The following is a 20311-nucleotide window of genomic DNA, read 5'->3' on the forward strand; positions in this document are numbered from 1 at the left end:
CTTACCGCTCGCCGGTCGAATAGAGATAGGCGGCGACATCGCGCGCTTCCACAGGCGTCAGCGGCATCGCGGGCATGGTGGTGCCGGGAAGCGTCGCCGGGGCATTGCGGACATAGGCGGCGAGCATGTCGGGCCGGTTGGGCAACCTGCCCGCGATCAGCCCCTGTTCTGCAAAGCCCTCGAGCGACGGTCCGCTCCTGCCTTTGGGCCATGCAAGGCCTGCTATGGTATGACAGGCGCCACAACCGGCGCGCTGGATCGCGAGGATGCCGCGCGCCGCACTCGCCTCGGGCATGTGCTGCGTCGCATCAGGGGAGGGCTTGCACGCTCCCAGCATCAGCATCAGCATCGGCAGCAAGGCTGGCAGCAGGATATGAGCGTCCGGCAACGATCCCCCTTCCGGCTATGCCTCCACAGGCGTTTCGCTTCCGGAACCGTCGCCCCATCCTGTCGGTTCCGTGATGTGATGGATTTGCGCGCACTTTGCCTTCTTGCGAGCCTCGGCCTGGCCGGCTGCGGAGTGGTCGAGCGCGGTTCCGCGGACCGGTTCACGGCGAGTGGCGAGCTGTTGGCGGTCAGCGGCGGCGATGCGGGCGCTGGCAATGCCTGCATCACCTGCCACGGCATCGACGGGCGCGGTAACGGCGCTGGAACGCCGCGCCTAGCCGGGCTCAACAGGGGCTACATGGCCGGACAGCTCGAAGCTTATGCCAGCGGACGACGGCGGCATCCCGAGATGGAGGCGATCGCGCGCAAGCTGACGCCCGCGCAGCATGATGCCGTGTCCGCATATTATGCCGCCATGTCTCACGAGCCGACACGGCAGAAGCTGCGTGGAACCCCTTCAGGACATACCATCTATCATCACGGCGACCCGGCGCGTGGACTCGCCGCCTGCGCGTCGTGCCATGGGGGTCGCGGGCAAGGCGTCGGCGCGGCCAATCCGCCGGTCGCGGGCCAGCCTGCCGGTTATCTCGCGCACCAGCTCCAGCAATGGCGCGACAGCGCGCGCCGCAACGATCCACAAGGCGAGATGCAGCGGATCAGCCGGGCGTTGTCCCCTCGGGAATCAGCGGCTCTCGCGGCCTATGCGTCGTCTCTCCCCGGGGATCCTCCGCGTCGGGAATCGCTGGCAACATCCCGCGAAGTACATCGTGCCGATCCCAGAAATGATGTTTCAGCGCCGCAACCACATGGATCGGGATCACCGCCAGCAAGGTGAAGACGAGGGCAAGGTGCACATCCTCAGCCAAGTCCATGATCCGCCAGCGCGTCGTCAGCGATAGCTGGTCGAACGGCAGCTGTGGCCATGGGACAATCCCCGCCATATAGAGCGGCCCGGGCTCCGCGATCGACGACCACATCGCCCAGCCGCTCAGCGGCAGCCCGAAAAAGGCGATGTAGAATACATAGTGGAGCGCATAGGCGGTCTGGGTCTGCCAACCCTGCCTGTCGGCATCGTTCACGGGGCCGGGGATCATCAGCCGCCAACCCAGCCGTCCGAGCGCGAGCAGCAGGATGGGAAGCCCGACGGCACTGTGCAGCTGATAGGCGAGGAGCTTGTCGCCGCCTGCGGGCAGCCAGCTGCAATAATAGCCCCAGCCGAGCTGGAAGAGAACGAGAAACGCCATCACCCAGTGAAAGGCAATGCCGACAGGTGAGTAGCGGCTTTGCTCGGTATGGCCCCGCGCCCACTCGCGCAACGCGCCCACGACGCTCATGCCGCCGTCGCCTGTTCACGGGCGAACCATCGGCCAAGCAGCGCGAGCGCGGCGGCGAGGTAGAGGCCGGCGCCGGGCGCCCACATGATGAGGCCCGCCAGTTGCTGATCCTCGAGCGGCGTCAGCCCCCATGCTAGCGGCCCGAGATAATGCGGCGCATACAGCGGCATTCCCGAAAAGGTCAGCAGCGCCCCCAGCAGCCCCATCTGCACCATCGTCGCGAGCAGGGCCCCGATTCCGCCCGTGACCGGCACGGCCCGCACTGCGCGCCACAGGGCGAGCGCAGTGAACAACAGGCTCAACTGCATGATCCAGTAGATCGCATGGTTGGACAGAGCCGCTTCATAGGCGGGCGGCGCGTGCCACAGCCAAAAAGTGGCGGCATGGACGCCGGTCCAGAAGCCCCACCCGCCCGGCACGCGACAAACCGGCAACGCCAGCGCCAGCAATGGCGCGGCGAGCGCGGTCAGGGCGATATGGTGGACCGCACGGGCGGAGAACAAGGCGGAGGTGAGCGCGCAGAAGGGCGAGACGAACAGCAGTGCGAGAAGGATCGCCGCCGCGAGCAGGAAGCGCCGCTGGTTCGCGTTGGTGCTTCCCCAGCGCCACCACGCCAGCGTCACTGCGGCTAGGCCGAGGATCAGGAGCGGATCGAGATTCCATCGCACAGCTAACTCGGCCGGCCCCGGCGCGATCCCGCAATAGGGTATCCAGGTGATCGGCGTGCCCATGCCTTTCGACGACCGCCCCTTTCCAATTTGCCAGCCCCATCCGGAACCGATCGCGGCGGGGTCGGTTCCCTTGGAAGCAGGAGGGAACATGCAGGATCATGAAACCGCCCATCCCCGCGTTCGCTCGCTCTATGCCGCTATCGTGGGTGCCATCCTTGCGATTGCGGGGCTTGTTCTGGCCATCGGAGGAGCGTGGCTCACGATCCTGGGCGGTTCGCCCTTCTACCTGATCGCCGGCATCGGCCTGCTCGCATCTGGCGCCCTGCTGATACGCGGCCGGTTATTGGGCGCTTGGCTTTATGGTGCGACATGGCTGCTCTCCATCCTGTGGGGGCTGGTCGAAACCGGGCTCGACGGCTGGGGTCTGATCCCCTTCGCGGTTGGCCCGACGATCCTGCTCGTCCTTGTTCTCCTGACACTTCCCCAACTCGGGAAATTCCGCTGGCGTACCGCGATCGGTGCGTCTGGCATCGCGATCTTCGCTCTCGTCATCGCGGGATTCGCGATCTCGCGCATCAACCGCACCGAAGCAGGCGCGCTGCCGGGCGTGATCGCCTCGACCGTCGCTGACCCTTCTCCGATGCGCGCCGGTACCGACTGGCCGGCCTATGGCGGCACCTATGCCGCGCAACGCTATTCACCGCTGGGCCAGATCACCCCCGACAACGTCGGCAAGCTGGAGCGGGCCTGGGTCTACAACACTGGCGACATGCCGCAGGGCGATCCGACGGACAGCAAATATGGTGCGGAAACAACGCCGCTGAAGGTCGGTGGCACGCTGTATCTCTGCTCGGCGACCAACATCCTTATCGCACTCGACCCCGCCACGGGGAAGCAGCGCTGGCGCTACGACCCGCAGGTCTCGGACGAGTGGATTCCCTATACCGCAGCCTGTCGCGGCGTCGCCTATTTCGCCGCACCGGGTGTCGGCGCGGACAGTGAGTGCGCCGCGCGGATCATCGAAGGAACGCTGGACGGCCGCCTGATCGCGGTCGATGCGCAGACTGGAAAGCCCTGCTCGGACTTCGGATCGAACGGCGCGGTCGATATCAAGCGCGGCATGGGCCCGGTCGAGCCTGGCATGGTCTCGATCACCTCGCCGCCCACGATCGTACAGGGCGTGATCGTGACCGGGCACCAAGTGCTCGACGGGCAGAAGCGCAGCGCGCCGTCCGGCGTCATCCAGGGCTTTGATGCCGTCACTGGCGAGCAGCGCTGGGCATGGGACATGGTGCATCCCCACTGGAACGGCCTGCCGCCCGAAGGGGAGCAATACGCGCGCGGCACGCCCAACATGTGGACGATCGCGAGCGGCGACGAAGCATTGGGCCTCGTCTATCTACCCATGGGCAACAGCGCGGTCGATTACTGGTCGGGCAGCCGCAGCCCGCAGGAGAATGCGTTTTCAACTTCGCTCGTCGCGCTCGACGTCACGACGGGCAAGCCGCGCTGGCGGTTCCAGACTGTGCGGCGCGATGTGTGGGACTATGATCTCGGCGCGCAGGGAACTCTGGTCGATTTTCCCAGCGCTGCGGGCAACGTCCCGGCGCTAATCTTGCCCAGCAAGCAGGGCGACATCTATGTCCTGGACCGGCGTACGGGACGACCGCTTTTCCCCGTACAGGAACGCGCGGTCCCACGTACGGGCGTGGAACCGCAACTTCGCAGTCCGACCCAGCCCTTTTCGAGCTATCATTCCCTCGCATTTCCGGCGCTCAAGGAAAGCGACATGTGGGGCATGTCGCCGATCGACCAGATGATCTGCCGCATCCAGTTCAAGCGCGCAGCCTATGGCGGGCCCTATACGCCCCCCACCGCGGACAGGCGCTTCGTCCAGTATCCCGGCTATAATGGCGGCACCGACTGGGGCGGCATCGCGGTCGATCCGGTGCGCGGTGTGATTGTCGCCAATTATAACGACATGCCCAACTACAACCGCCTGGTTCCGCGCGAGGAGGCCCAACGAAAGGGCTTCCCCGCTCCGCGCGGCGAGGAGTCCGCGCGCGGCGGCGACATGGGTGAAGGCGGGCATGGATCGCAGGATCCACAGGCGGGCACCCCTTATGCCATCGCCGTCAATCCCGGCTGGCGCCTGCCGCTCACCGGCCTGCTCTGCAAGCGCCCGCCCTATGGTGGCATCCGCGCGATCGACATGCGCACCGGCAGGACAATCTGGGACCGCCCGTTCGGCACCGCGAGGCGCAACGGGCCCTGGGGCATTCCGTCGATGCTGCCGGTGAACATCGGTACGCCCAACAACGGCGGGGCGGTTGTCACCGCCGGCGGACTCATCTTCATTGCCGCCGCGACCGACAATCTCATCCGCGCGATCGACATCCGAACCGGCGAAACGTTATGGCAGGACACGCTACCCGCAGGAGGACAGGCGACCCCATCGGTCTATGAGGTCAATGGCAAGCAATATGTGGTGATCATGGCCGGCGGTCATCACTTCATGGAGACACCGATCGGCGACGCGCTGGTCGCCTATGCGCTGCCGGACTGACCGCGGGCCTTTCCTATGATCGCATTCGAGACGCTGCCGCTTCCGTTGCTCGTCGGCATGTTCGCGATCGCCAGTACAGTGGTATGGTGGTCCGGGGTTCGTCTCTCACGCTACGCGGGGCTGATTGCTGATCGGACCGGCCTCGGCCAGACGCTGATCGGCGATTTCACAGAATTTCTTAAGCGGCACGGCACGGTAAAGTTCATTCAGGTGAAGCTTTCCACATCTGACCCTCGGAACTGCAATGGAAGCGTCAGTACAAAAAGCTTCGATCCGGGCTTTGGCGTGCGAACTGCTCCGCCGCAAGAGGCGACGAGGCGACGGATCAGGTCCAGGCCCAGACCTCCGCCATTCGTGTGTTTCTGAGCGGTGAAGGAAGTCCCGTCATCATCCACGCTGATAATGATATGGTCACCTTCGGTCCGCGCCGCGATCACGACATGTCCACCGTTTTCATCGCGGAAGGCGTGTTTGAGGGCATTCGTGGCCAGTTCGTTCACGGCGAGCGACATGGGAGCTACGTGGGCCGGGTCCAATCCATCACAATCCTGATCGACCCGGAGCATGATCAGTATGCCCCGCGGCGCGGCTTGGGCATTCAATGCGTCGCATATGTGCCGGAGTGCGCTTTCCAGGCTCGGCTTGTCGCTGCTCAGGGACGCCGCCCTTGCATGCGCCAGAATGTCGATGCGCTCGGCCGCGTCGCGAAGGGCCGTTTTCGCTTCGGCATGAATTGCGCGGCGCGCCTGAAGAGAAAGCATTGCAACGATGAGTTGCAGGTCGTTGCTGGATCTGTGCATCGTTTCACGAAGCAGAAGCTGCGGATCGGAAGAGACCGTTGCTTTGGCATGACAGGATCGTTGTACGTTCATGAGCATAGCTCTCGGCCACTGAACGGAGAGCCCGCATCGGAATTGCGTCCAAGGAGCCAAGATCTGGTCCGTTCCGACCGATGGAGATAGCTTTCGTCGAACTCCGCGACCCTCAACAATTTCGTTACGCATGGAATATCTATTCTTGATCCGCGTCTCTCTATGACACCCAGGGAGCAAAGATGCCGGATCGTCCGGTTGACGTGGACCGTCGTCAGCCCGAGAATATCGGCGATCTGTTCCTGACGGAGCGGCAGATCGAGTTGCACTGCATCGCCGTCACGCGCGCCGTCCAGTCGGGCCACGAGTTCGCACAGAAGATGTGCCAGACGCGCCATGGCCGACTTGCGGCCCAGGCATAATGTCCAACGGCCGAGCAACGCATTCTCGATCGCCATTCGGCTCAGGAATAGCTGGGCCACCTCGCTGGATGACTGGCTAAGCTCGATGGCGCGGCTGCGCTCCACCGCCAGGAATTTTGCCGGGGTGATAGTGCGGATCCCGTAATCGGGACGCGACAGGCTCAGGGAATCAAGGTTGCAGAAATCTCCCGGCAGCAAAACCGCCAGTATTTGCCGCGATCCATCGGCGGTGGTGGCGTAGCGGAACGCCCATCCATCCAGCAACAGATAAAGCGTGCTGCACGCGCTGCCTTCATCGATCAAAGTCGAGCCCGCCGACATCGATCGCGCTATGGCCTGGGTTTGGATAAGGTCGAGTGCATCACCGGCCATGTTCGTACACCTCGCCAGAAAGAGTGGCTGCATGCCAAAGCGGCGCGAATAACAGGCGTCGTGGCACGGGTGCGGTGGGATTCTCAATAAAGCTACGCAAAATGAGAATGGAGCGTGTTAATATTTGCTCCAAAGAACGGCTATTCATCATCAAAAACGCTCTCCAGCTCCCCTCTATGCCTTCATGAGCAACAGAATGTGGGCAGATATTCATCGAAACATGACTCACCGCATGTGGATTTATGAGCATACGCTGATGGATAAATACTCCAACGCTCAAAGCTGTTTCTGTATGATAGCTGACAAACATGGGCTGGCCGGATGACATGACATCCGATTGGGTCTAGACTGAGCCATCACCTGCCGATTTCCGGGCGCAGGTGGCTGAGAGTTCGTTCGCTCCCGCCCTGCTGTATGCGAGGAGTTCATGTCTCAGCCCACCAAATCGTACGTGCGGAACTGCCTGCTGTCATCCTTGTCGGCGGTGGCTTACGAGACCGTGCGACCCCATCTGGAATCGGTCACGCTCGAAAAAGGAGATGTGCTGATCGAACGGGACACGCCATTCACGCATGTTCACTTTTTCGACCGGGGGATCGGTTCGATGGTGGTGGCGACGCCCGATAGTCGCCGCGTCGAAGTCGGCATTTTCGGGCGCGACGGCATGTCGGGGATCAGCGCCGTCCTTGGAGTGGACCGGGTTTCGCAGCAGACCCTCGTTCAGGTCGCCGGGGATGGTTATCGGATGGAGGTCGCCGCATTGCGCCAGGCGCTTGCTGCCTCGCCAGAATTGCTCGCAAAGCTGCTGCTTTATATCCAGACCATGATCACGCAGGCGAGTTTCACAGCCCTCTCCAATGCCAATCAACTGATCGAAGAACGGCTCGCCCGCTGGCTGTTGATGTGCCACGATCGCGTCGATGGCGACGATATCGGCATCACACATGAATTTCTTTCCATCATGCTGGCGGTCCAGCGTCCCAGCGTGACTTCCGCGTTGCATGTCATCGAAGGCAACGGCTTCATCCGGTCCACGCGCGGCAATATCAAGATACTCGACCGGGAAGCGCTCGTCGAATTTTCCGACAGCAGCTACGGCGTCCCGGAAGCGGAATATCGCCGACTGATCGGCGAGCCGAGTTGAAGCCGCCGGCATGCCGCGCTTTTTCCTTCATCAACAAACCCGGACGTCGAGGATCGATGACCCAGAGGGAAGCGACTTGCCTGATCTGGCGGCTGCGCGAGGCGAAGCTGTCAGAGCTGCCAGGCAATTGCTGGCGGCGGCTCTGCTGGAAGGCGTCGATCCGCAGGGCGTCGGTTTTGAAATCAGCGATGAGTGGGGCTGCAACCTGCTTTACGTCGCCTTCCGCGATGTTCTGCCACCATCCTTCTGTGATCCGCCAGTCGGGACAGCTTGGTAAGGTATCGAACAGAAGAAGCTGAACATCTCGCCAGAGGGCCTGTTCGCGCTCTAACGCAGGCAAGACGACGACCGATTTTCAGATTACCCTTGATCCTTGCGAGGCCCTTTTATTGCGGCCCAAGCCGACATTTCATGGAACCACGCAACCGCTCCACCGATTGGTGGCTGTTGGTCATGGAGGTGGCTTCGTGGAAAAGCCGATCAGTCCAGATTCGGTTCAGGGCGCTCGCGGCGACGATCTTCCCGCTTATGTTGGAAACGGGCTGATCGGCCTTAGAGTGCGTGAAGTCCCGTTGCTCCCCGGCTCCACGATCCTGAACGGTGTCGTGGGGCTACACACGGACGAAACGATCGAAGCAGCCGTCCCGGTTCCCTACCCGCTTGCTGGAGATCTGGGGATCGGCGAGGCATGGCTGTCCGAACAGCCGTGGTCGATCGGTGACCTGGAGCAGCGATATGATTTTTACCATGGCGAGTTGACGAGCCGCTTCACCTTCCATCAGGGCGAACTCACCATCAAGGTGGAGGCGCTGACTTTCGCCAATCGAAGCGACCCCGTTCTTGTTCTCCAGACGGTTGACTTATCCGCGAACAAGCCATGTGAAGTCCGGGTTCGTGCCATGATTTCTACGGCAAATGTGCGGGGGCATGCCGAAGAGCGCGAAACCGGTGGGAAGGCAGAAGGGCGCGATGGAGCCATGCTGTGGATCCCCGAGGGTGGGATGAGCTGTTGCGGCATCGCCTGCCACAGCCAATGCACGGCTGAATCGGAAGAGCCGCAGTTCAAGGAAAAGTGCGGATCGGGGCCCCTCATTACCGAATATCGAATCGACCTGAAGTCCGGGAAGGCCGTCCGCCTGGAGCAGATCGCCGCCCTCGTCCCGTCAGTTGTCCATCATCGGCCCAAACAGGAGGCGGTCCGCCGACTGGCGAAGGGGCTGGACCTCGGCTTCGCAAAGCTGCGCGCGCTCAATCGGGAGAGTTGGGCCGAACTCTGGCGAGGCCGCATCACCGTCGATGGAGCCAGCAGTGAACATCAGCGACTGATCGACGCAGGGTTTTTCTATCTGAACAGTTCCGCTCATCGAGCCTCGGCGGCTGCGACGTCCATGTTCGGCCTCGCGAGCTGGCCGAATTACAACTATTATTATGGCCATGTAATGTGGGACATCGACGCTTTCTGTGTTCCGCCCCTGCTTCTCGTCCAGCCGGACGCGGCGAAAAGCTTGCTCGACTTTCGGGCTGGCCATCTTGATGCCGCCCTCGCCTATGCCAAGCTCGACGGACATGCAGGACTTCGCTTCCCCTGGCAGGCCGCCCCGCTATCCGGTGAAGAGGCGACGCCCGGTGCGGGGCCTGCCGCAGCGCATGCGGCGCATGTGTCGGTTCATGTCGCGCGTGCCTTCGCTCTTCACGCCGAAGTCACTCGCGACAGACGCTACGTGCGGGATCGTGGATGGACTATTCTGGCCGGGGTGGCCGAGTGGCTGACATCGCGACTGACGATGACCGAGCGGGGGGCTGAACTGCTCAGGGCGACTGGCCCGGCGGAAGTGCCGGAGCCACCGAACAATGACAGCTTCACGCTGATGGCGGCATTCGACCTGCTCACCCGCACGGTCCGCATCGGCAAGGCTATCGGCGCCGATGTGCCGACCTTGTGGTCCGATGTTCTGGAGTGTCTCTATCTCCCGGAAAGAAGCAATGGTGCTATACCATCGCATGACGACTTTAACGTCAACGAGCCGAAGGGGGCGACGCCATCGCCCTTGGCCGGTTTCTTTCCGCTCTATTACCCTGCTTCCGATCGACAGAGGAAGGCGACGCTGGAGCTTTTCCTGCCCCGTTGGCGCGACTATGTGGGTTCGCCGATGTTGCCTGCCTTCTATCCCATCTGGGCAGCGATGACGGGCGACAGGGGCCTTGCCCTTGAACTGTTTCAGGAAGGCTATGCGGCTTATGACAAGGGCCGCTTCCACCAATGTCTCGAATATCGGGAGGATCACGCCGATTCTAAAGTGCCCGCAGGTCCCTTCATGGCCAATATCGGCGGCATGTTGATGACCATGCTGCTGGGACTGCCCGGGCTGGAAATTTCAGGGGATGACCCGGCCAGTTGGGGACGCCGGCAGGTGGTTCTGCCCGCCGGATGGAAGAGCATCACAGTCGAGCGGCTCTGGGCCGGGGGACAGCCAATGAGGCTTATCGCCGAGCAGGGGGCGGAACGGGCGCGGCTCGCCCCCGCATAGATCGACGCAGCCAGGAACCGTGGCGCGCGCGAAGGCGGCCCAAAATTCCTTCGCGGTAGAGGGTATAGGCTCCGCTAAGGGCTATGAGCAGAATTCCCGCGAGCGAAATGGCGTCAGGCCAGCTTCGAAAGACGACAAGCCCTACCACAGTGGCGAACAGCACTTGAGCATAGGAAAAGGGCGCAAGGAAGGATGCGTCGCACTGACGATAAGCGGCCACGAGCAGCCATTGGCCAACCGCGTAAAGTGTCCCCATCAGGCCGGCAACCAAGACTTCCCGGCTCGCCATCGGCACGAACCACGCCGGGCTGCTGATGGTGAGGGCGAATAACCCGATGCCGGATGACCATAGCAGCGTGGTTGGCAGCGGATCCCGATCGCCGATGCCGCGCGTGAAGATCACCGCCAAAGCGCCGCAAAGGGCGGAGCCCAGAGGAAAGAGCGCAGCCTGCGTAAAAGCGTCGGCTCCAGGTCGAACCACGATGATAACACCCGCAAGGCCCAGCAGAACCGCAGTCCAGCGGCGACGCTTCACGACCTCTCCCAGTAGCGGGATGGACAGGATGGTGACGAACGCGGGCGTTGCAAAGGAAATCGCTGTGGCCTCTGCGACAGGCAAACGCCCGAGACCGAGCAGGAAAAGAGTAGCGGAAAGCAGCAGGCAAAAGGCCCGCCGAAGCTGAAGGCTGGGCTGATTGCTGAGGGGCGAAGACAGCCCCGCCCGCTTCGCCAGCCAGAGCGCAAAGACGAAAAACAGAATGTAGCGAAGCCACGCAATCTGAAAGCCGGGCATGTTGTCGCCCAGCTTTTTGGCGAAAGCGTCGGAAAGAGTGAAGAAGAACACGGCGCCCAGGACCATGAGGATAGGTCGTCCGCTCGCTGGTGCATCTTCCTCTCCCGCCTCGATCTGCGGGGGCAGCCCGTCGGGACCGGGCCATGCAACGACAGGGCGATTGCGGCGCATCAGGTCCAGTTGGCGCTGTCTGCCGCGTCGATGCTGAGCGTGCCGCCGCTCACATAGCGCGCCTCGTCGCTCAGCAGAAACAGGGCGGCTGCCGCGACATCTTCCGGCTTGACCCAGGCATAGCCCATGGGCGTCGCGTTCTTGCGGGCCTCCAGATAGTCATCACGTGTGGGTTCGTCCTTGTCCGGCACGGCTTGCTGGAACCGTTCCGCGCTCGACATCATTGGCGTATCGACTGGACCGGGCAAGATGACGTTTACCGTCACACCGGCCTTTGCCACCTCCAGTGCCGCCGTCTTGGCCAGGCCGATCAGTCCCCATTTTGAGGATACATATGGCGATGCATTGGCTTCGGCGTGCCGGGCGGCACCAGAGGCTATGATGACAACACGGCCGCGCGATGCCTCCCGCATCACCCGCAGGGCAGGAGAGAGGATGTTGAAGACGCCAAGCAAGTTGTTGCGGATGACTATTTCAAATGTCTCGGGGGACAGATCGACAATCTCGCCTTCGATCGTGAGCGCGGCATTGGCGATGAGGAAGTCCAACCGCCCAAACCGTTCCTGCGCCAGCAAAACGAGCCTCCGGGCGACGTCTGGGTCGCCAGCATCGGCGATTTCCGCCACGACATCGACGCCACAGTCCGTGGTGAGCTTCCGCGTCAGTTCAAATTCCTCCAGGCTCGTCTTTGGATAGGGTGTGCCCTCGGGTAGATCATCACAGATGTCGCACAGGACGAGGTTGCAGCCGGTTTTGGCGAGGGCGACGGCAAATGCTCGCCCAATGCCGCGTCCCGCACCCGTGATAATGGCAACACGGCCGCGAAAGTCGGTATTCCGGGATGGGACGGGCGCTGGGGGTGGATCGGCGGGGTGCGGCATCGGGATCACCTTCGGGTGATTTGAACATGACGGACCAATGACGAGAGCGCAGACCGGTTCCGACCGAGGGCGGAAAAGGAATATTGCACTGATCCGCGTTATCTATTTCGTTGACCGAAGGTCAGCGGCGCGCCGGGAGTCAATGGCGCCATCGCCGACCACCAAAGCTGCTGATCTGGAGACCGAAGGGTCGTGACGTCAGAGGAACTAGGCAAGTCCTGAGAATTATCAAGACGAGCAGCGAACCTTTTGCTTTTGATTTTATAGCCAAATTTTTGGCGAGTTCGATCTGAGCCGAATAGCTTCCTTTCAGGAGCATAGCGGTTGGAACTGAAACCCTTTCCAGATCGATTACATTTATGATCCTCGAAACTTCAACTGCCACCGATTAGGCAGAGCGGTGCGCAGCGGAGGCCGGAGGGTTGGTTTATACGACCGACGAAGAAGCTGGAATCAAGCGGATCAGACGAGGGGGTTCAGCATCTTCTGCCTACATGATGCAACCATATCGGGCAGGCCAAAAATCATGAGCGATCCTCCGCATCGTCCGGACGAACCAGCGGTCACGATACCGCCTCCTGCACCGCCCAATCTTTCTGAAGCACTGAAGCGGAACATCGCGGCGCTTGAAGCCAGGCGCCGCGGCGAAGAGCAACGGGCGAGCGCGCAGGAGAAAATCGCCCAGGCCATAACTCGGTTCACCGGCAGCTTGCGGTTCGTGTACCTTCACCTGGTGTTGTTTGGCGCATGGATTGCGCTTAATTTGCGCTTGTTTCCTGGCTTTCGGCCATTCGATCCCACATTCGTCATCTTGGCAACCTGGGCTTCCGTGGAAGCGATATTCCTGTCAACATTCGTTCTGATCAGCCAAAATCGCGCAGCGGCTGCGGCGGACAAGAGAGCCGATCTCGATCTTCAGATCAGCCTGCTAGCCGAACATGAGATCACCAAACTGGTACAGATGAATCTGGAACTGGCGCAGCATCTCGGACTCCGAAAAGCTGACGACCCAGTAATTGAAGACATCGCTCGCGATGTGGCACCCGAAGCAGTGCTGGACGAGATTGAGCAGCAGGACCGAAGGCCGGATCCCTAATTGAACGCAGTTCCTGGTTCGGGAAGGAGTCCTCGTTCCGCAGCGCGGGTAGGACAAGACATGCCAACCGGCATATTACGAACCGTTTTGGTGTATGGGCTCAAGAGGATGGACCGAATTTCCTGTCGAGCGCGGCGATCGCCTCCTTGTGATGCGCGACCACCTGCGCTGTTGTCTGAGCCAGCTTCTTGAGCGCCGGATAATCACCCCTCTTGCCGTAGCTACCATGCAGGTTAAGCGCCTCCTGATGCGCGGCCGCTTGCTGGCCGACATATACAGCGTCGAAGGAATCATCACTGGCCGACTGAAGGTTCGACAGCATGGCCTTGCGCCGGGCGTCCATATTCTTGGGGATGGCTATGTTTACCGGATTTTCGGCTACGAAATGTCGTAGAGCTGCGCTGCTTTTCTTGTGATCTTCGATCATCATCCGGGCGAAAGCCTTTACTTCCGGTGACCTGGCGCGGGCAAGCGCAATTGCGCTCGCTTCCACCTCATACATATCTCCGATCGCTGCTTGTGGAATGTAGAAGGTTGTGGTGACGGCATCGTTGGTGGTTGAGACGCCTTCTGGTTTTGGCCCCTCATAATGTTTGGCGACTGTCGCGCTGCCGTTCGCCAGTTGGTCCTGACCTCCGACGCCGCTCGTCTGGTTGCATGCACCCAGCAGCCCGAATGCCGCAGCTGCGATGGCGATAACGGCCGATGATGTGTCCGATCTCATGGCTGGGTCCCTCTGCCTCCGCTACCCGGTGATCCGATCCCGGGCATGCTGTTCGAAGCGCCCGTATCACCGGCCGCATTGACTGCCTCCTGCTGGTTGGTGCCACCCGGCACGCGGCCATCCTCGTCTCTTGCAGCCGGGCTGCAGGCAGCCAGCAGAAGGGCTGTAGCCGAGAGGATGGCGGCGCGGTTATGGGAATGAAGATAAGGTGGGAATAATAGCACGGCTGACCTCCAAGAAACGGGAATCCAAACGCGCGCATCCTGCAAACGGTCGCAGGCAAAGCGCCAACCTATATCAGTGCGATGACGCCTTCGCGCAGGCTTGGTTCGGGATGCCGATCTGGGATCCATACAATCGTCATGAACAGCTTTGTCCGTTGCGGTCACGCGCGGTCGGCTGGGACGGCTCTCCCGATTGCATAGTTCATGAGCCTTTCAGCCGTTGTCGCGCTCGACGAATTTATTGAAGCGGCTGACTTCCCCATCCTTGGTCCTGTCCTGATAGAGGAAGGCCAGCTTGTTATCGTCGAAGATCTGGAAGAATTGGTCCCAGTCGATGTCCTCGAGCGCATCGTCCTTGTCGCGGAACTCGATCCGCAGCAGGCCGCCGCCCTTATCATCTGTCGCCCGGACGATGGAAGGACGGCCGTTGCGCTCTTCCACCCATTTGCGGATCTTATCGTGATCGGTGGTGGTATCGGACGTGCTCATCGCAAAATTCCTTTCTTCCCTTCTTCAGCGGCGTGACGCGTCGTAAATGCCATCCAGAACTCCCGCCACTCGGACGAGATCCTCACAAGCGGGGTCGAAGCGCGGGGAACGAGCTAGCTGCTGCGCCCAGCCGTGCGCCATCTGTCCACCCCAGGCGTCGCCCGGCTGGCTCAGCGTCTCCCGGGTGGTGCCGCGGAACAGATGCGCTTCAAAATCATAAAAAGACCCGCCGGTGTTACGGAAGGCGGCTCCGGCCCGATTGCCATAGAAATCGGCGGCGATGATGGCGTCCTGCCCTGCATGAAGGTTCCAGGAACAAGCAATCCGCACCACCGTGCCGCTCGCAAGGCGCAGCGTGGCGACGCCATAATCCTCCACCTGGCCATCGCGGTCGTACAGGCGTTGTCCTTTGCCGAACAGGTGGGCCTCGATCGTTTCCACCGCCGGGAAGTCCAATGTCCATAGCGCCAGGTCGATGAGGTGGACGCCGAGATCCATCATGCACCCGCCGCCTGACAAACGGGGTTCATAAAACCAGGGCTTGTCCGGGCCATAGGCATTGTGAAAGGTCAGATCGACGGCATGGACCTCGCCGAGATCACCCGCATGCACCCTTTCTCGGATTGCGCGCATGCCAGCTGTGCCCCGATAGGAAAGATCGACGCCCAGCAGCCGGTCGGCGTCACGGGCCGCCTCGACCACCGCCCGTACTTCCACCAGATCGCGGCCCAGCGGCTTCTGGCAGAATATGGGGATGCCGCGCTCCAGCGCCGCAATTGACTGTTCCGCGTGAAGAGCGCTCGGCGTGGCGATCACAATGCCGTCCGGTTCGCTGTCGAGCAATGCATCGAGCGAATTCATTATCTCAGCGCCAGGGGCCAGCAGCGCGGCCGCGGTTGCAGTTTCCGACACTGGATCAGCGATGGCCGCGACATCAATCAAACCCGTCGCCAGCATGGCTTCCATCCGGTTGCGCCCAATCCAGCCAGTCCCGAGAAAGCCGATGCGCGGACGAGCGAGCAGTGGCGCTTCGGCGGGTGTCAAGGGTATGGCCAGCGTCATGGGATTACGACCGCCTTCACAAAGCCGGCCGGCTTGTCGCGGGTCGCGTTGAGCGCCTCGTCGAGCCGCTCGAGCGGGTAGCGATGGGTGATAAGGGGTGTGAGGTCGAGCCTGCCCGATGCTACTGCTTCCACCGCTTCGCTTATGCCGTTTACATAGATGAGCGGGTTCCGCTCATGCGCGTTGATGACATCGATGCCACGCCAGTTCCACAGCCTCATATCAACCTGGCGCGGACCGTCCTGGTGATAGCCCGCGACGATCAGCTTGCCACGTTCGCCGACCAGTTCAGCCGCAAGGTCGAGCGGCCATTGTTTTCCGACGGCTTCGATGACACGCTCGCAGAATTGGCCATCGGTCAAGTCCCGCACCCGATCGATGATCGCGTGGTGATCCTCCATGGCGACGCACTCCCTGGCTCCGTAACGGCAGGCGAGATCGAGTGACGAGGAGCGGCGCGAAATGGCAATGACGCGGGCGCCTGCATCGGTGGCAAGCCGGGTGAGGATCGCGCCCAGAAAGCCGATGCCGATGATCGCGACCGTTTGCCCGGCCCGGATGTCCGCACGGCGGAAGATGTTGAAAGCGCAGCCCAGCGGCTCGCCGGGGAAGGGAATGCCTGCGAGCGCAGGCGGCAGCGGAATTACCGCAGCTTCATCGGCAAGATCATATTCAGCGTAGCTGGCGTAGGAGAGGGCCGCGACCCGGTCTCCCGCCGCCACCGTCGTCACCCCGGGCCCGAGCGCGTCGACTATGCCCCAACCCTCATGGCCGAGCGCGCCAGGCTCTGTGGGAAAGTGCTGCCAGTCGGGACCGGCCCAGGGGGTGAGGTTAGAGGCGCACACGCCGCAACCCTCAAGCTTGATGCGGACTTGGCCTGCGTCCGGTACTGGCAGAGGAAGATGATCGATGCGAATTTCTCCGGGCCCGGTGACCACCGCAGCGCGCATGGTAGCGACCGGCGTGGGTGCCGGATCGCCACCGCCCATTTCGGGAGCATGTGTGTCGGTCATCAGGAGATCAGTCATTCCGCTGCCAGCGCCACTGCGCCCTCCCCAGTGATAAACGCTTCCAGCGCCTCATGGGCGCGATCATCCGTCATCTGTTGCGGCGGATGCTTGCAGAAATAGGCGGCCGCCGGATGGATCGGCCCGGCTAGCCCGCGGTCGAGCGCCAGCTTGGCGCAGCGGATCATGTCGATAGCGACGCCGGCGCTGTTGGGACTATCTTCGACCGATAGGCGCAGTTCGAGGTTCATGGGCACGCCGCCGAACAATTGCCCTTCCATGCGCAGGAAGCAGACCTTGTTGTCATTCTGCCATGCGACATAGTCGGACGGGCCGATATGGATATTATCATCATCCAACCGCTGTTCCGCGACTGACTGAACGGCTTCCGTCTTGGAAATTTTCTTCGACCTTAGCCGTGTTCGGTTCGACATGTTGAGGAAGTCGGTATTGCCGCCGGTATTGATCTGATATGTGCGATCGAGCTTTACGCCGCGTTTGGCGAACAGGTCGGTGAGGACGCGGTGGACGATGGTCGCCCCGAGCTGCGCCTTTATATCGTCGCCGATGATCGGCACTCCCGCCCCGATGAAGCGATCCGCCCACTCAGGATCGCTGGCGATGAAGACGGGGATGTTATTAACAAAGGCCACGCCGGCCTCCAGAGCACATTCGGCGTAGAATTCGCTCGCCTGCTGCGACCCCACCGGCAGGTAATTGAGCAGCACGTCGATCCCCGCATCACGCAACCGACCGACGATATCCTGCTTGTTCGGTTGGGTGGCATCGGCGGGCAGGAATGTGCGCTCGTCGGCATAGTCGCTCATATGTTCGGCATAGCCGTCAAGGATGCGGCCCATTTCCACAGTGACGCCGCTCGGCTTCACGTCGGCGCAGAAGACCTGCGTGCAGTTGGGCTTGGTGAAGATCGCTTCGGCAACGTCCTTGCCGAGTTTCCGTCGATCAATGTCCCAGGCGGCGGCAATCTCTATGTCGCAGGGACGATAGCCGCCCAAATCCCAGTGCATGAGGCCATGATGATCGTTGCTTTCCGCGCGGTAGTGCGACAGTCCCTGCACCAGCGAACTGGCGCAATTGCCGACGCCGACGATGCCGATCCGGATCGTCGGGCGTGGAGGTGGAGGGGTGAGTTTCATGACGCGTCTCCGTCAGGCGGTGCGGGCAATCGGCAGGCTTGCCGATAGCGGGGCGTAACGCTCGATCATCCAGGCGCAGAAATCTGCAAAAGCCTGCGGCTCGTGGACGGCGCTACTGTGATGCGGGGCGATGCCGAGATGCTCGGGGGTGAAGCAGAAAGTGACGGTGACGTCGAAATCCGCCAACGCCTCCATCTGCCGGTCGAACCAGTCGATGGCATTGGGGCGGAAGCTGTCGGCCCAGCTGAGGCCAGTGCGCAGATGACGGACGCCCAGGCGTTTCATCCAGGCGACGGCATCGTCAAGGCGGGGGTCTTCGAAATGGAACCATTGCATGAGGCCCATCTGGTCCGCGACTCTCGCATAATCGTCGAGTGAGGGCTTGGGCGTGCCGTCGGCGCGGATCAGGCCCATGTAGAAATGGCGGTAATAGCTCGATCCTTCCGCCTCGCGGTGACGCGTGGTTGCGCCCCATTCCTGTGGCAGGTCGTAGAGGCTGTACCAGAAGATGCGGGGCACCCGGTCGATCAGAAGTTGCGCGGTGCGGTTCACTCCGAAGACCTGCACTTCCTCCGCGCCGAATGAACCGACGCCGACCTCCGTCACCCAGATCGGCTTGTCGGGCACGACCGCCTCTATCTCGGCGATCTTGTCGGGCCAGGCATGGATAGGCCACAAATTCCAGTCGAGCGGGAAGCCGTGCACCGCGACCACATCGACCGCGTCGAGCGCACCATGATCGCGCATCCGATTAACCCAATGCGGGTCGATCGGCGACATGCCGCCCAAGACGCGGGTCACCGCCGGATTGGCATCGGCGATCGACGCGCCGGCTCGGCTTACCATGTCGGCATAGAGCGACCATTCAGGGTCGATCTCAAGGTCCCAGTGCGACTTGTTGTTGGGCTCGTTCCAGATCATCGCAGCTTCGATCATGCCTTGGGTCCTTGTGCTGGATAGACGGCTGCCTTGCCCATCTCTGCCCCGAACGGCACGGGGGCGACGCGGCACAGATAGACTTCCTCTTCCGGTTGCGCCTCGATGGCGAAGCCCGCCGCCCGGAGCAGCGCCTGGGAGCAGGCCTTGTTGGGCGCCCACCAGTTGGTCCAGTCATGGGCAAACTTGCGCTCGATGAAATGCATGCGCGGAAATGCGGGATTGTCGAAGAAGGTCGGTGGCTGATTGGTGCCTGGCACATGGAAGGGATGATCCTCCGGCACCAGCAGCACATCGGGAGACCCCTGCTGCATGGTCTGAAACAGCAGCATGTCGCTTGCGACATGCTCACGGATCAGGTCGAGTGCCAGCAGGGGATGCCGCAGATGGTAAAGGACTCCCATGAAGATGACGAGATCGAACCGGCGGCCAAGGCGGGCGACATCGTAGACCGAAAGGTTGCGGAACTCGATATCGGGAAAGCCGAGCGCTTCGGCGGCAAAGCGGGCCTGGGCGAGATAGCGATCGTCCGAATCAAGGCCGATCACCTCCGCAGCGCCCCGTCGCTTCATCTCGATTGCGTAAAAGCCGGCATTGCAACCGATGTCGAGGACTGATTTGCCGGTGAGATCAGCGGGCAAAGCATCGGCAAAGCGCGCGAACTTGAAGGCCGGATAATCGCCCAGGAAATGGTCGGGGGCCGTTTCGACCCCGCGGACGCGTAGATTGTGGAACCAGGGTCCAAGCTCGTCGATCTGGCGGCGCAATTCCTCCTCTCCGGGGGTACGGGCGGCGATCTTCACTGTCTTCATGCAGGCACCTCGTTCAAACGAGTCACGCGCCCGCCGTTCGGGTCGATGACCATGGTGGTGATCGACCCGGGATCGACCTCAAATCGCAAGAGATTGTCGAGGCTGAGGCCGAGATAATGGGCGACCACTCCCCGGATGATGTCGCAATGAGTGACGCACAGCAGCGTTGCCCCTGGATGCTCGGCAGCGAAGCGTTCCATGTGATGAACGGCGCGCTCGACGGCTGCACCCATCGTCTCGCCTCCCGGCGCGCGGCTGATCGAGCGGTAGCCATTCCATTCGTGCCAACGTGGGTCGCTTTCCAGTTCGGCGAAGGCAAGTCCGTTCCATTCGCCGAAGTCCACCTCGTCCAGGTCGGGCACGATCACGATGTCCAATCCGCGATCGGCGGCGATAATCGACGCAGTCTCGACTGCGCGCGCGCGGGGGCTAGCATGGATCACGTTTAGCGAACCCATGCCCGGCCAGTTTGCCAAGCCCGCTGCCTGAACGCGACCGTCGTTGCTCAGTGGGGAAGCGCCCGCGCGCCCGCTCAGCAGTCGGCCGAATTCGCCATGCGTTCCGTGCCTTACCAGATGAAAGGTCGTGGGCGGCTCATTAGGGGAGGACAGCATCAACATAGATGCTGCCTAACAACGTTAAGATAATTAAAGTTCCATATCCGTAACGCGCACAATGAAGAAGAGGATAACATTACAAACTTATGTTTATGTAATATAACCA

21 protein-coding genes and 1 pseudogene are annotated in these 20311 nt (G+C 61.8%); 6 read left to right on the forward strand and 16 right to left on the reverse strand.

The window, feature by feature from the left end; genetic code table 11:
- Nucleotide 1 precedes the first annotated feature (1 nt).
- Nucleotides 2-388 carry a c-type cytochrome gene (locus tag K663_RS04805; protein WP_235589520.1) on the reverse strand — a complete coding sequence of 129 codons (387 nt, stop codon included), beginning with the start codon at nt 386-388 and terminating at the stop codon, nt 2-4.
- 78 nt (nt 389-466) lie between these two features.
- On the opposite strand from K663_RS04805, the pseudogene K663_RS25225 reads away from it, so the two are divergent.
- A pseudogene (locus K663_RS25225) lies at nt 467-1039 on the forward strand (c-type cytochrome); the annotation flags it as partial.
- Between the two features lie 4 nt (nt 1040-1043).
- On the opposite strand, the gene K663_RS04820 reads toward K663_RS25225, so the two are convergent.
- Nucleotides 1044-1721 (reverse strand): cytochrome b, encoded by a 678-nt coding sequence (locus K663_RS04820; protein WP_062114754.1) that lies wholly within the window; start codon nt 1719-1721, stop codon nt 1044-1046.
- Nucleotides 1718-2542: a cytochrome c oxidase assembly protein gene (locus K663_RS04825; RefSeq protein WP_235589521.1), complete on the reverse strand. Its 825-nt coding sequence runs from the start codon at nt 2540-2542 to the stop codon at nt 1718-1720. Before K663_RS04825 ends, K663_RS04820 begins: the two co-directional genes overlap by 4 nt.
- Here K663_RS04825 and K663_RS04830 point away from each other — a divergent pair.
- Nucleotides 2541-4958 carry a membrane-bound PQQ-dependent dehydrogenase, glucose/quinate/shikimate family gene (locus tag K663_RS04830; protein ID WP_062120371.1) on the forward strand — a complete coding sequence of 806 codons (2418 nt, stop codon included), beginning with the start codon at nt 2541-2543 and terminating at the stop codon, nt 4956-4958. The two genes, K663_RS04825 and K663_RS04830, sit on opposite strands and share 2 nt — an antisense overlap.
- Nucleotides 4959-5164: 206 nt before the next feature.
- Here K663_RS04830 and K663_RS04835 read toward each other — a convergent pair whose 3' ends face one another.
- The 3 genes from K663_RS04835 to K663_RS24275 all read right to left on the reverse strand — a co-directional run bounded on the left by K663_RS04835 (nt 5165) and on the right by K663_RS24275 (nt 6892).
- Complete coding sequence (locus tag K663_RS04835; protein ID WP_158511152.1) at nt 5165-5758, reverse strand: sensor histidine kinase; 594 nt, start codon at nt 5756-5758, stop codon at nt 5165-5167.
- A 68-nt stretch (nt 5759-5826) separates the two neighbouring features.
- A complete protein-coding gene (locus tag K663_RS04840) occupies nt 5827-6564 on the reverse strand; it encodes a Crp/Fnr family transcriptional regulator (protein ID WP_062114763.1) in 738 nt (245 codons plus the stop codon).
- The gene (locus K663_RS24275; RefSeq protein WP_235589522.1) at nt 6554-6892 is read right to left on the reverse strand and encodes a hypothetical protein; all 339 of its coding nucleotides are present in this window, start codon (nt 6890-6892) and stop codon (nt 6554-6556) included. Before K663_RS24275 ends, K663_RS04840 begins: the two co-directional genes overlap by 11 nt.
- A gap of 99 nt (nt 6893-6991) precedes the next feature.
- Here K663_RS24275 and K663_RS04845 point away from each other — a divergent pair, with 99 nt between their 5' ends.
- The 3 genes from K663_RS04845 (at nt 6992) to K663_RS04855 (ending at nt 10236) form a co-directional block, all read left to right on the forward strand.
- Nucleotides 6992-7708 carry a Crp/Fnr family transcriptional regulator gene (locus K663_RS04845; RefSeq protein ID WP_062114776.1) on the forward strand — a complete coding sequence of 239 codons (717 nt, stop codon included), beginning with the start codon at nt 6992-6994 and terminating at the stop codon, nt 7706-7708.
- A gap of 76 nt (nt 7709-7784) precedes the next feature.
- A complete protein-coding gene (locus K663_RS04850; RefSeq protein WP_145902232.1) occupies nt 7785-7985 on the forward strand; it encodes a DUF6894 family protein in 201 nt (66 codons plus the stop codon).
- Between the two features lie 190 nt (nt 7986-8175).
- Nucleotides 8176-10236: a glycoside hydrolase family 65 protein gene (locus K663_RS04855; protein WP_062120374.1), complete on the forward strand. Its 2061-nt coding sequence runs from the start codon at nt 8176-8178 to the stop codon at nt 10234-10236.
- Here K663_RS04855 and K663_RS04860 read toward each other — a convergent pair.
- Together K663_RS04860 and K663_RS04865 are read right to left on the reverse strand one after the other, a co-directional pair.
- A complete protein-coding gene (locus K663_RS04860; RefSeq protein ID WP_062114781.1) occupies nt 10190-11200 on the reverse strand; it encodes a DMT family transporter in 1011 nt (336 codons plus the stop codon). The two genes, K663_RS04855 and K663_RS04860, sit on opposite strands and share 47 nt — an antisense overlap.
- Nucleotides 11200-12081, reverse strand: coding sequence for an SDR family oxidoreductase (locus tag K663_RS04865; protein WP_062114784.1), 882 nt, complete (start codon nt 12079-12081; stop codon nt 11200-11202). The genes K663_RS04860 and K663_RS04865 overlap by 1 nt, the downstream gene beginning before the upstream one ends.
- A 526-nt stretch (nt 12082-12607) precedes the next feature.
- Here K663_RS04865 and K663_RS04870 point away from each other — a divergent pair.
- Complete coding sequence (locus K663_RS04870; protein WP_062114787.1) at nt 12608-13177, forward strand: DUF1003 domain-containing protein; 570 nt, start codon at nt 12608-12610, stop codon at nt 13175-13177.
- 100 nt (nt 13178-13277) lie between these two features.
- Here the strand turns inward: K663_RS04870 and K663_RS04875 are convergent, their stop codons facing one another.
- The 8 genes from K663_RS04875 to K663_RS04910 all read right to left on the reverse strand — a co-directional run bounded on the left by K663_RS04875 (nt 13278) and on the right by K663_RS04910 (nt 20208).
- A complete protein-coding gene (locus K663_RS04875) occupies nt 13278-13901 on the reverse strand; it encodes a DUF4142 domain-containing protein (protein WP_062114790.1) in 624 nt (207 codons plus the stop codon).
- Between the two features lie 437 nt (nt 13902-14338).
- The gene (locus K663_RS04880; RefSeq protein ID WP_062114793.1) at nt 14339-14614 is read right to left on the reverse strand and encodes a hypothetical protein; all 276 of its coding nucleotides are present in this window, start codon (nt 14612-14614) and stop codon (nt 14339-14341) included.
- Between the two features lie 24 nt (nt 14615-14638).
- Nucleotides 14639-15676, reverse strand: coding sequence for a Gfo/Idh/MocA family protein (locus tag K663_RS04885; RefSeq protein WP_062114796.1), 1038 nt, complete (start codon nt 15674-15676; stop codon nt 14639-14641).
- Nucleotides 15673-16689 (reverse strand): MDR/zinc-dependent alcohol dehydrogenase-like family protein, encoded by a 1017-nt coding sequence (locus tag K663_RS04890; protein WP_235589523.1) that lies wholly within the window; start codon nt 16687-16689, stop codon nt 15673-15675. Before K663_RS04890 ends, K663_RS04885 begins: the two co-directional genes overlap by 4 nt.
- A gap of 11 nt (nt 16690-16700) precedes the next feature.
- On the reverse strand, nt 16701-17840 hold the full coding sequence (locus K663_RS04895) for an inositol-3-phosphate synthase (RefSeq protein ID WP_062114799.1): 1140 nt from the start codon (nt 17838-17840) through the stop codon (nt 16701-16703).
- 12 nt (nt 17841-17852) lie between these two features.
- Nucleotides 17853-18776 (reverse strand): glycosyl hydrolase, encoded by a 924-nt coding sequence (locus K663_RS04900; RefSeq protein ID WP_062114802.1) that lies wholly within the window; start codon nt 18774-18776, stop codon nt 17853-17855.
- Nucleotides 18773-19588 carry a TIGR04290 family methyltransferase gene (locus tag K663_RS04905; protein ID WP_062114804.1) on the reverse strand — a complete coding sequence of 272 codons (816 nt, stop codon included), beginning with the start codon at nt 19586-19588 and terminating at the stop codon, nt 18773-18775. The genes K663_RS04900 and K663_RS04905 overlap by 4 nt, the downstream gene beginning before the upstream one ends.
- Complete coding sequence (locus tag K663_RS04910; RefSeq protein WP_062114807.1) at nt 19585-20208, reverse strand: histidine phosphatase family protein; 624 nt, start codon at nt 20206-20208, stop codon at nt 19585-19587. Before K663_RS04910 ends, K663_RS04905 begins: the two co-directional genes overlap by 4 nt.
- Nucleotides 20209-20311: the final 103 nt, after the last annotated feature.

Origin of the sequence: Sphingobium sp. MI1205, assembly GCF_001563285.1 — a bacterium.
GTDB lineage: Bacteria > Pseudomonadota > Alphaproteobacteria > Sphingomonadales > Sphingomonadaceae > Sphingobium.

Bases quoted from the DNA above. Each gene is read 5' to 3' on its own strand.
- K663_RS04820 (WP_062114754.1), bottom strand. From the start codon at position 1,721: ATGAGCGTCGTGGGCGCGTTGCGCGAGTGGGCGCGGGGCCATACCGAG.
- K663_RS04830 (WP_062120371.1), top strand. From the start codon at position 2,541: ATGCAGGATCATGAAACCGCCCATCCCCGCGTTCGCTCGCTCTATGCC.
- K663_RS04825 (WP_235589521.1), bottom strand. From the start codon at position 2,542: ATGTTCCCTCCTGCTTCCAAGGGAACCGACCCCGCCGCGATCGGTTCC.
- K663_RS04835 (WP_158511152.1), bottom strand. From the start codon at position 5,758: ATGCACAGATCCAGCAACGACCTGCAACTCATCGTTGCAATGCTTTCT.
- K663_RS04840 (WP_062114763.1), bottom strand. From the start codon at position 6,564: ATGGCCGGTGATGCACTCGACCTTATCCAAACCCAGGCCATAGCGCGA.
- K663_RS24275 (WP_235589522.1), bottom strand. From the start codon at position 6,892: ATGTCATCCGGCCAGCCCATGTTTGTCAGCTATCATACAGAAACAGCT.
- K663_RS04845 (WP_062114776.1), top strand. From the start codon at position 6,992: ATGTCTCAGCCCACCAAATCGTACGTGCGGAACTGCCTGCTGTCATCC.
- K663_RS04860 (WP_062114781.1), bottom strand. From the start codon at position 11,200: ATGCGCCGCAATCGCCCTGTCGTTGCATGGCCCGGTCCCGACGGGCTG.
- K663_RS04865 (WP_062114784.1), bottom strand. From the start codon at position 12,081: ATGCCGCACCCCGCCGATCCACCCCCAGCGCCCGTCCCATCCCGGAAT.
- K663_RS04870 (WP_062114787.1), top strand. From the start codon at position 12,608: ATGAGCGATCCTCCGCATCGTCCGGACGAACCAGCGGTCACGATACCG.
- K663_RS04875 (WP_062114790.1), bottom strand. From the start codon at position 13,901: ATGAGATCGGACACATCATCGGCCGTTATCGCCATCGCAGCTGCGGCA.
- K663_RS04880 (WP_062114793.1), bottom strand. From the start codon at position 14,614: ATGAGCACGTCCGATACCACCACCGATCACGATAAGATCCGCAAATGG.
- K663_RS04885 (WP_062114796.1), bottom strand. From the start codon at position 15,676: ATGACGCTGGCCATACCCTTGACACCCGCCGAAGCGCCACTGCTCGCT.
- K663_RS04890 (WP_235589523.1), bottom strand. From the start codon at position 16,689: ATGACCGACACACATGCTCCCGAAATGGGCGGTGGCGATCCGGCACCC.
- K663_RS04895 (WP_062114799.1), bottom strand. From the start codon at position 17,840: ATGAAACTCACCCCTCCACCTCCACGCCCGACGATCCGGATCGGCATC.
- K663_RS04900 (WP_062114802.1), bottom strand. From the start codon at position 18,776: ATGATCGAAGCTGCGATGATCTGGAACGAGCCCAACAACAAGTCGCAC.
- K663_RS04905 (WP_062114804.1), bottom strand. From the start codon at position 19,588: ATGAAGACAGTGAAGATCGCCGCCCGTACCCCCGGAGAGGAGGAATTG.
- K663_RS04910 (WP_062114807.1), bottom strand. From the start codon at position 20,208: ATGTTGATGCTGTCCTCCCCTAATGAGCCGCCCACGACCTTTCATCTG.